This is a genomic window from Ramlibacter sp., assembly GCF_028292805.1.
Lineage (GTDB): Bacteria > Pseudomonadota > Gammaproteobacteria > Burkholderiales > Burkholderiaceae_C > Ramlibacter.
Genome location: NZ_JAQGLS010000008.1, coordinates 1 through 6497 on the forward strand (window position 1 = coordinate 1; position 6497 = coordinate 6497).

The 6497-nt window shown below is 68.9% G+C and carries 7 protein-coding genes; 3 read left to right on the plus strand and 4 right to left on the minus strand.

What is annotated here, in order from left to right; translation table 11 throughout:
• The first annotated feature begins 126 nt into the window (after positions 1 to 126).
• A complete protein-coding gene (gene yihA, locus JWP65_RS00370; protein ID WP_299759270.1) occupies positions 127 to 840 on the plus strand; it encodes a ribosome biogenesis GTP-binding protein YihA/YsxC in 714 nt (237 codons plus the stop codon).
• Positions 837 to 1727, plus strand: a complete 891-nt coding sequence (locus tag JWP65_RS00375) for an alpha/beta fold hydrolase (protein ID WP_299759272.1) — start codon at positions 837 to 839, stop codon at positions 1725 to 1727. The genes yihA and JWP65_RS00375 overlap by 4 nt, the downstream gene beginning before the upstream one ends.
• Here the strand turns inward: JWP65_RS00375 and JWP65_RS00380 are convergent.
• Positions 1721 to 2587, minus strand: coding sequence for a lipid A biosynthesis acyltransferase (locus JWP65_RS00380; protein WP_299759274.1), 867 nt, complete (start codon positions 2585 to 2587; stop codon positions 1721 to 1723). The two genes, JWP65_RS00375 and JWP65_RS00380, sit on opposite strands and share 7 nt — an antisense overlap.
• Positions 2584 to 3408 (minus strand): lysophospholipid acyltransferase family protein, encoded by an 825-nt coding sequence (locus tag JWP65_RS00385; protein WP_299759276.1) that lies wholly within the window; start codon positions 3406 to 3408, stop codon positions 2584 to 2586. The genes JWP65_RS00380 and JWP65_RS00385 overlap by 4 nt, the downstream gene beginning before the upstream one ends.
• Before the next feature lie 134 nt (positions 3409 to 3542).
• On the opposite strand from JWP65_RS00385, the gene metK reads away from it, so the two are divergent.
• Positions 3543 to 4727: a methionine adenosyltransferase gene (gene metK / locus JWP65_RS00390; protein WP_299759278.1), complete on the plus strand. Its 1185-nt coding sequence runs from the start codon at positions 3543 to 3545 to the stop codon at positions 4725 to 4727.
• 38 nt (positions 4728 to 4765) lie between these two features.
• Here metK and JWP65_RS00395 read toward each other — a convergent pair whose 3' ends face one another.
• Both JWP65_RS00395 and JWP65_RS00400 read right to left on the minus strand, forming a co-directional pair.
• Positions 4766 to 5680: a hypothetical protein gene (locus JWP65_RS00395; protein ID WP_299759280.1), complete on the minus strand. Its 915-nt coding sequence runs from the start codon at positions 5678 to 5680 to the stop codon at positions 4766 to 4768.
• Positions 5667 to 6152, minus strand: coding sequence for a hypothetical protein (locus JWP65_RS00400; protein WP_299759282.1), 486 nt, complete (start codon positions 6150 to 6152; stop codon positions 5667 to 5669). Before JWP65_RS00400 ends, JWP65_RS00395 begins: the two co-directional genes overlap by 14 nt.
• Between the last annotated feature and the right edge of the window lie 345 nt (positions 6153 to 6497).

Consider the following 6497-nt stretch of genomic DNA (forward strand, 5'->3'; position numbering starts at 1 on the left):
AAGCGCGGAGGCAGCCAGCACGACGGCCAGCAACAAGGAGGCAGGCGACTTGATCACGGTATGGGGTTTGATTGGCGCAAAACCGTGAGATTCTACAATGACGGCTTCCGTCCACTTCTCCAGACCATGACCACCGCTCCGGGCCAACGCGCCCCCGCCACCTCGCCCGCCACCCGGGCCATGGGCTGGCTTCACACCGCCCGCTTCCTCACCACGGCGCCGCGGCTGGAGCACCTGCCCGACCTGACGGTCCCTGAAATCGCCTTCGTCGGCCGCTCCAACGCCGGCAAGTCGACCTGCATCAACACCCTGGCGCAGACCAAGCGGCTGGCCTTCGCTTCCAAGACGCCGGGCCGCACCCAGGCCATCAACCTGTTCGCCCTGGGCAAGCAGGGCGAGACCGACGCCATGCTGGCCGACCTGCCCGGCTACGGCTATGCGGCCGTGCCCAAGGCCGACAAGGAGCGCTGGCAGCAGGTGATGGCCAATTACCTGGTCACCCGCGAAAACCTGCGCGGCGTGGTGATGCTGTGCGACCCGCGGCACGGCCTGACCGAGCTCGACGACATCCTGTTGGACGTGATCCGCCCGCGCGTGGCGCAGGGCCTGAAGCTGCTGGTGTTGCTGACCAAGGCCGACAAGCTGAACCGCGAAGAGCAGAACAAGGCCATGTCGATCGCCCGGCTGCAGACCGCCGGCGGCGAGCTCAGGCTGTTTTCGGCCCTCAAGCGCATAGGCATCGAGGAGACCGCGATGGTGCTGTACGACTGGGCCCATCCGGAGCAGCCGCCGGAAGATTCGCGCGAGCCGCACCTGCAGGACGCGCCCGAGGGCGAATGATCCAGGCCTGGCAGCAGCCCCTTCCCCACGGCGTCACCTTGAGCTGCCGGGCGGCGGGGGAGCGCGGCCGCCCGGTGCTGATGTTCCTGCACGGTTTTCCCGAAGCCGCCTTCATCTGGGACGAACTGCTGGAGCACTTCGCGCGGCCCGAGCACGGCGGCTACCGCTGCGTCGCGCCCAACCTGCGCGGGTTCGAAGCCTCGTCCCAACCGGCCGACGTCAAAGCCTACCGCGCCAGGCACCTGGTCCAGGACATCGCGGCGCTGGTCGCGGTCGAAGGTGGGCCGCTGGCCTGCCTGGTGGCGCATGACTGGGGCGGCGCCGTCGCCTGGAGCCTGGCCAACCAGCGGCCCGAGCTGGCGCGCAAGCTGGCCATCGTCAATTCGCCGCACCCGGCCACCTTCCTGCGCGAGCTGCAGTCCAATCCGCGCCAGCAGCAAGCCAGCGCGTACATGAATTTCCTGGTCCGGCCCGACGCCGAGGCGCTGCTGCGGCAAGACGGCTACCGGCGCCTGTTCGCCTTCTTCACCAGCTGGGGTGGCGCGCCGTGGCTGACCGAGCAGCTCAAGGCGCGCTACCGCGCCGTGTGGGACGCCAGCCTGACCGGGGGCCTGAACTATTACCGGGCCTCGCCGTTGCGCCCGCCGCGGCCGGAGGACCCGGGGGCGGCCGGCGTCACCCTGCCGCGCGAAGCGGTCACGGTGGACGTGCCGACCCTGGTGCTGTGGGCGATGGACGACGTCGCCTTGCCGCCGGAACTGGTCGATGGCCTGGAGGAGTTCGTGCCTGACCTGACCCTGGAGAAGGTGCCGGGGGCGACGCACTGGATCATTCATGAGCGGCCGCAGTTCATCGCGCAGCGGCTGGCGGCGTTTCTGGCTCAATAAACCGACGGCGCCCCCGCCGGGCGCGTCTTGAACCGCTTGTGCACCCAGTAGTACTGCTCGGGCATGGCATCGATCCACTCCTGCAGCCGCAGATTCATCAAGGCGGTATCGGCCTGGCTGTCGTCGGTCGGAAAATCCGCCCAGGACGGCAGCACCCGCACCTCGTAGCCGGCCGGCGTCATCCGCGTGACCACCGGCACCACCTTGGCCCGGCCCAACCTGGCAAAGCGCGACAGCGACGGCACCGTCGCCGCCGGCACGCCGTAGAACGGCACGAAGATCGACTCTTCCGGGCCGAAGTTCATGTCCGGCAGCAGGTACATCACCTCGCCGTTGCGCAGCGCGCTGACCAGCCCGCGCACGCCCTGCTCGCGGCCGAACGGGCGCGACTGGCCGAAGCGGTGCCGCCCTTCCAGGATCCAGGCGTCGAGCACCGCGTTGCTCTGCCTGGTGTAGATGCCGACGAAGCGGCGCGCCACCTGCTGCGTCAGGGCCGTCCAGCCGGCGTCCATGCCAACGAAGTGCGGCGCGAACACCAGCGTCGGCGCGTCGCCGGCCAGTTCGTCCAGCGCGCCGGCCAGCACCAGCCGGCCTCGAATGGCGTCCGTCTGCCCATGCCAGAGCCAGCCACGGTCCAGCCAGGCCCTGGCCACGTGGATGAAGACGTCGCGCGTGACACGCCGGCGCCGGGCGCCGGTCCACTGCGGATAGCAGGTGCGCAAGTTGGCGTCCACCACGTGGCGGCGCGGCCAGATCGTCCAGTACAGGAACACGCCGAGCGCCAGCCCCAGCGTCCGCACCCAGGCCAGCGGCAGCCGGGCGAGCAGGCGCATGAAGGCGATGCCGGCGCGGCTGATCATGGCCCGGCCTCCCGCCGCGGCTGCTTGTAGCGGGCATAGCCCCACAGGTACTGCGCCGGACAGGCGCGCACCAGCCGCTCCATCTGGCCGTTGATGACGGCGGCGGCGGCCTCGGGCGGCGCCTCCAGCGTGCCTTCGAACGGCAGCACCCGCACCCGGTAGCCGCGCCCGCGGCCCAGCCGCTCGCCCCAGATCAGCAGCGGCACGGCGCCGGTCTGCTGCACCAGCCGCGCCGGCAAGGTCATGGTGTAGGCCGGCTGGCCGAAAAACGGTGCCCAGACCCCCATGCCTTGCGGCGGCACCTGGTCCGGCAGCAGGCCGATGGCGCCGCCGGCGCGCAGCACGCGCAGCATCTGGCGCACCCCGGCCAGGGTGGTCGGCGCCGTCGCCAGGTCGGGTCGGTTGCGGGCGGTGGCCACCAGCTCGCGCAGCCAGGGTTTGCGCGCCGGCCGGTACAACACGGTGATCGGGCCGAAGCGCTGCGCATAGGCCTGCGCCGTGACTTCGAAGCAGCCCAGGTGCGGCGTCATGAAGACCACGCCGCGGCCGCGCGCCCGGGCGGCGTCGACCAGCTCGCCGCCTTCCCACTGCACCGGCGGCATGGCGCCGAACCACAGCCGCGGCACTTCGGCGACCAGCCGACCGGACTCGGCCACGGCGCGCCGCACCTGCGCGAACCGCAGTCCGGCCAGCGCCGCGTTGGCCAAAAAGCGACGGCGGTAGCTGGGCGAGAGCAGCCAGGCCAGCCAGCCGACAGCCCCGCCCAGCGCGTGCAGCAGGGGCAAGGGCCACCCCGAAAGGGACTGGAACAGAAGTTTCACACCGGTTAGAATTGAGCGGTCGCCGAGTTAATTGGAACTACTTGCAGGGCGACGTTAAACAATGCTGCTAAAGCGTTCGCCCCCGCTCCGGCAAAAGGCAACGCGCCTTTGCAATGACGACGGAGTGTATTCACATGGCGAACGACTTTCTCTTTACTTCCGAATCGGTGTCCGAGGGTCACCCGGACAAGGTGGCCGACCAGGTCTCCGACGCGATCCTCGACGCGATCTTCGCGCAGGACCCGCGCAGCCGCGTGGCCGCCGAGACGCTGTGCAACACCGGGTTGGTGGTGCTGGCCGGCGAGATCACGACCAACGCCCACGTGGACTACATCCAGGTGGCGCGCGACACCATCAAGCGCATCGGCTACGACAACACCGAGTACGGCATCGACTACAACGGCTGCGCGGTGATGGTCTGCTACGACAAGCAGTCCAACGACATCGCCCAGGGCGTGGACCACGCGTCGGACGACCACCTGAACATCGGCGCCGGCGACCAGGGCCTGATGTTCGGCTACGCCTGCGACGAGACGCCGGTGCTGATGCCCGCGCCGATCTACTACGCCCACCGGCTGGTGGAGCGCCAGGCCCAACTGCGCAAGGACGGCCGGCTGCCGTTCCTGCGCCCGGACGCCAAGAGCCAGGTGACCATGCGCTACGTCGACGGCAAGCCGCACAGCATCGACACCGTGGTGCTGTCGACCCAGCACGACCCGAGCCAGAGCGAGTCGGCCACCAAGATGAAGGCCAGCTTCAACGAAGCCATCATCGAGGAGATCATCAAGCCGGTGCTGCCCAAGGAGTGGCTCAAGGAAACCCGCTACCTGATCAACCCGACCGGCCGCTTCGTCGTCGGCGGCCCGCAGGGCGACTGCGGCCTGACCGGCCGCAAGATCATCGTCGACACCTACGGCGGCGCCTGCCCGCACGGCGGCGGCGCGTTCTCGGGCAAGGACCCGTCCAAGGTCGACCGCTCGGCGGCTTACGCGGCGCGCTACGTGGCCAAGAACATCGTGGCCGCCGGCCTGGCGCGCCAGTGCCAGATCCAGGTCGCCTACGCGATCGGCGTGGCCAAGCCGATGAACGTGACGGTCTACACCGAAGGCACGGGCGTGATCCCGGACCACAAGATCGCCGAGCTGATCAACGAGCACTTCGACCTGCGGCCCAGGGGCATCATCCAGATGCTGGACCTGCTGCGCCCGATCTACGAAAAGACCGCGGCCTACGGCCACTTCGGCCGCGAAGAGCCGGAGTTCACCTGGGAGCGGACCGACAGGGCCGCCACCCTGCGCGCGGCTGCCGGCATTCGCTGAGCCTCGTCATTCCCGCCTGCGCGGGGATGGCGGCATGGTCAGTTCAGCGCCGCGGTCTGCTGTCGCTCGTACTCGGCCCGCTTCATCGTGACGTAGGTGGTCCGGTCCATCTCGCGCAGCTGGCGCGGGTAGCGCTCGGACTCCGTGAACCACTGCTGGATGCGCTTTTCCACCTGCTGGCTGGCCGGCGTGTCGAGCGCATCGAGGTAAGCGTCGATGGCCAGGTAGTAGCGCATCGCGTTGCGCTCGATGGCGCCGCGCATGCCGTCGATGTATTGCAGCTGGCCGTTGGCGTCCCTGGTCTGGCTGAAACCGATCTTGTCGGCGCCGGCGGTCGCCAGGTAGGCCGACATCGCCAGCCGGCTGGCCGTGCCGTAACCATAGGCATAGCTCAGGTGCATGAAAGTCTTGCCGCCCGGCAGGGGGACAGCCTCGACGCGGATGCGGTAGTCGCGCGTGCCCACCGGACCCTCGGGCGCCGTCACGCGCGTCTCCAGGTAATCAGCGGTGGCGGCCGCGTTGCGGAACTGGAAGTCGATCTTGAAAGCCTGCTCCACCGGCTGGTTGAACTTGCGGCCGATCCGCACCGCCAGCTGCTGTCCGCCACCGCCTTCCGACGCCCGGCAGTATTTCGTGTTGAACGGCAGCAGCATCACGTCGCACCAGGCACCCGGCTCCTTGAGCGCATCGCGCACCTTCTCGAACGGATGATCCAGCACGGCGTAGACGTCGCCCTGCAGCGAGTTGGACGCCTCGGTCGAGTCGATGTGCAAGGCCCGCTGGTACGGGTTGTTGCTCAGCCGCTCTCGCAGCTCCCCGTGCTTGGCCCGCAGGCTGCCGGCGTCGGCGTGAACCGCGGCCGTCCCGAACGCCAGCAGGCAGGCCGCGCCGATGGCGGCCAGGGTGCGGGCGAAGCCGGTGCGGCAGCGCGGAAAAGACTCAATTGACATCATGGTGCGGGGTTCCTGTCGTGTCGTCATCCGCCAGGGTGGCGGGGTCGGCGTGTGGGGTGGTTTCGGACTCTTCCTCGAGGAAGGCCTCGATGTCCAGCTGGATGCCGCCAATGAACAGCGAGTGCGGCGCCACTTCGTAGAGGTAGCGCCCGCGCGGGGCCAGCACCAGCCGCATGCGCATGCGCGGCTGCTCGATGCCTTCCCAGGTCCGGATCAGCCGCGTGCGCACGAGATTGTCCGGGCACACCAGCGACTTGAGCTTGTGGTAGTTCGACGAGAGGCTCACCGCGTCGAGGTACCAGGGCGAGCTCTTGTTGCGCGCCAGCAGGTTGGCCGACAGGTCGACTTCCAGCGTGAGCACGGTGCCTTCCACCTCGAGCACGAGGTTGCGTCCCAGCAGCCCACCGCCGGTCTCTCCGTACTTGTACGTGAGGTTCAGGTGGGACGGTGTCTTGCGCAGTGAATATTTCATGGGTTGGCCCGGTCCCCAAGGGTGGGCCACCAGCGCGCCGCCAGCTGTAGGACGGTGCTGTGAGCGACTGTGGGCGCGCTCAGCCATTGCACGTTGGCAGCCAGGCGAGCGCGGTTTCCTACAAGCGCTATCGCCATTTCGACTACGCGCGGCATCGGTCGGCGGCTCAAGATCGACACATTCGACCACCCACAACAAGGAGCATTCAATGGCTGCTGAAGAACGCGACATGAACCGTGATCCCATCACCGACGAACCCGGTGCGCACCCGGTCGGCGTCGGCGCCGGCGCCACCGGCGGGGCCGTGGCCGGCGCTGCAGTCGGCGCCATCGGCGGCCCGATCGG

Excerpts from the sequence above, each read along its gene's own strand:
- JWP65_RS00395 (WP_299759280.1), bottom strand. The coding sequence starts at position 5,680 with ATGATGTCAATTGAGTCTTTTCCGCGCTGCCGCACCGGCTTCGCCCGC.
- metK (WP_299759278.1), top strand. The coding sequence starts at position 3,543 with ATGGCGAACGACTTTCTCTTTACTTCCGAATCGGTGTCCGAGGGTCAC.
- JWP65_RS00400 (WP_299759282.1), bottom strand. The coding sequence starts at position 6,152 with ATGAAATATTCACTGCGCAAGACACCGTCCCACCTGAACCTCACGTAC.
- yihA (WP_299759270.1), top strand. The coding sequence starts at position 127 with ATGACCACCGCTCCGGGCCAACGCGCCCCCGCCACCTCGCCCGCCACC.
- JWP65_RS00380 (WP_299759274.1), bottom strand. The coding sequence starts at position 2,587 with ATGATCAGCCGCGCCGGCATCGCCTTCATGCGCCTGCTCGCCCGGCTG.
- JWP65_RS00375 (WP_299759272.1), top strand. The coding sequence starts at position 837 with ATGATCCAGGCCTGGCAGCAGCCCCTTCCCCACGGCGTCACCTTGAGC.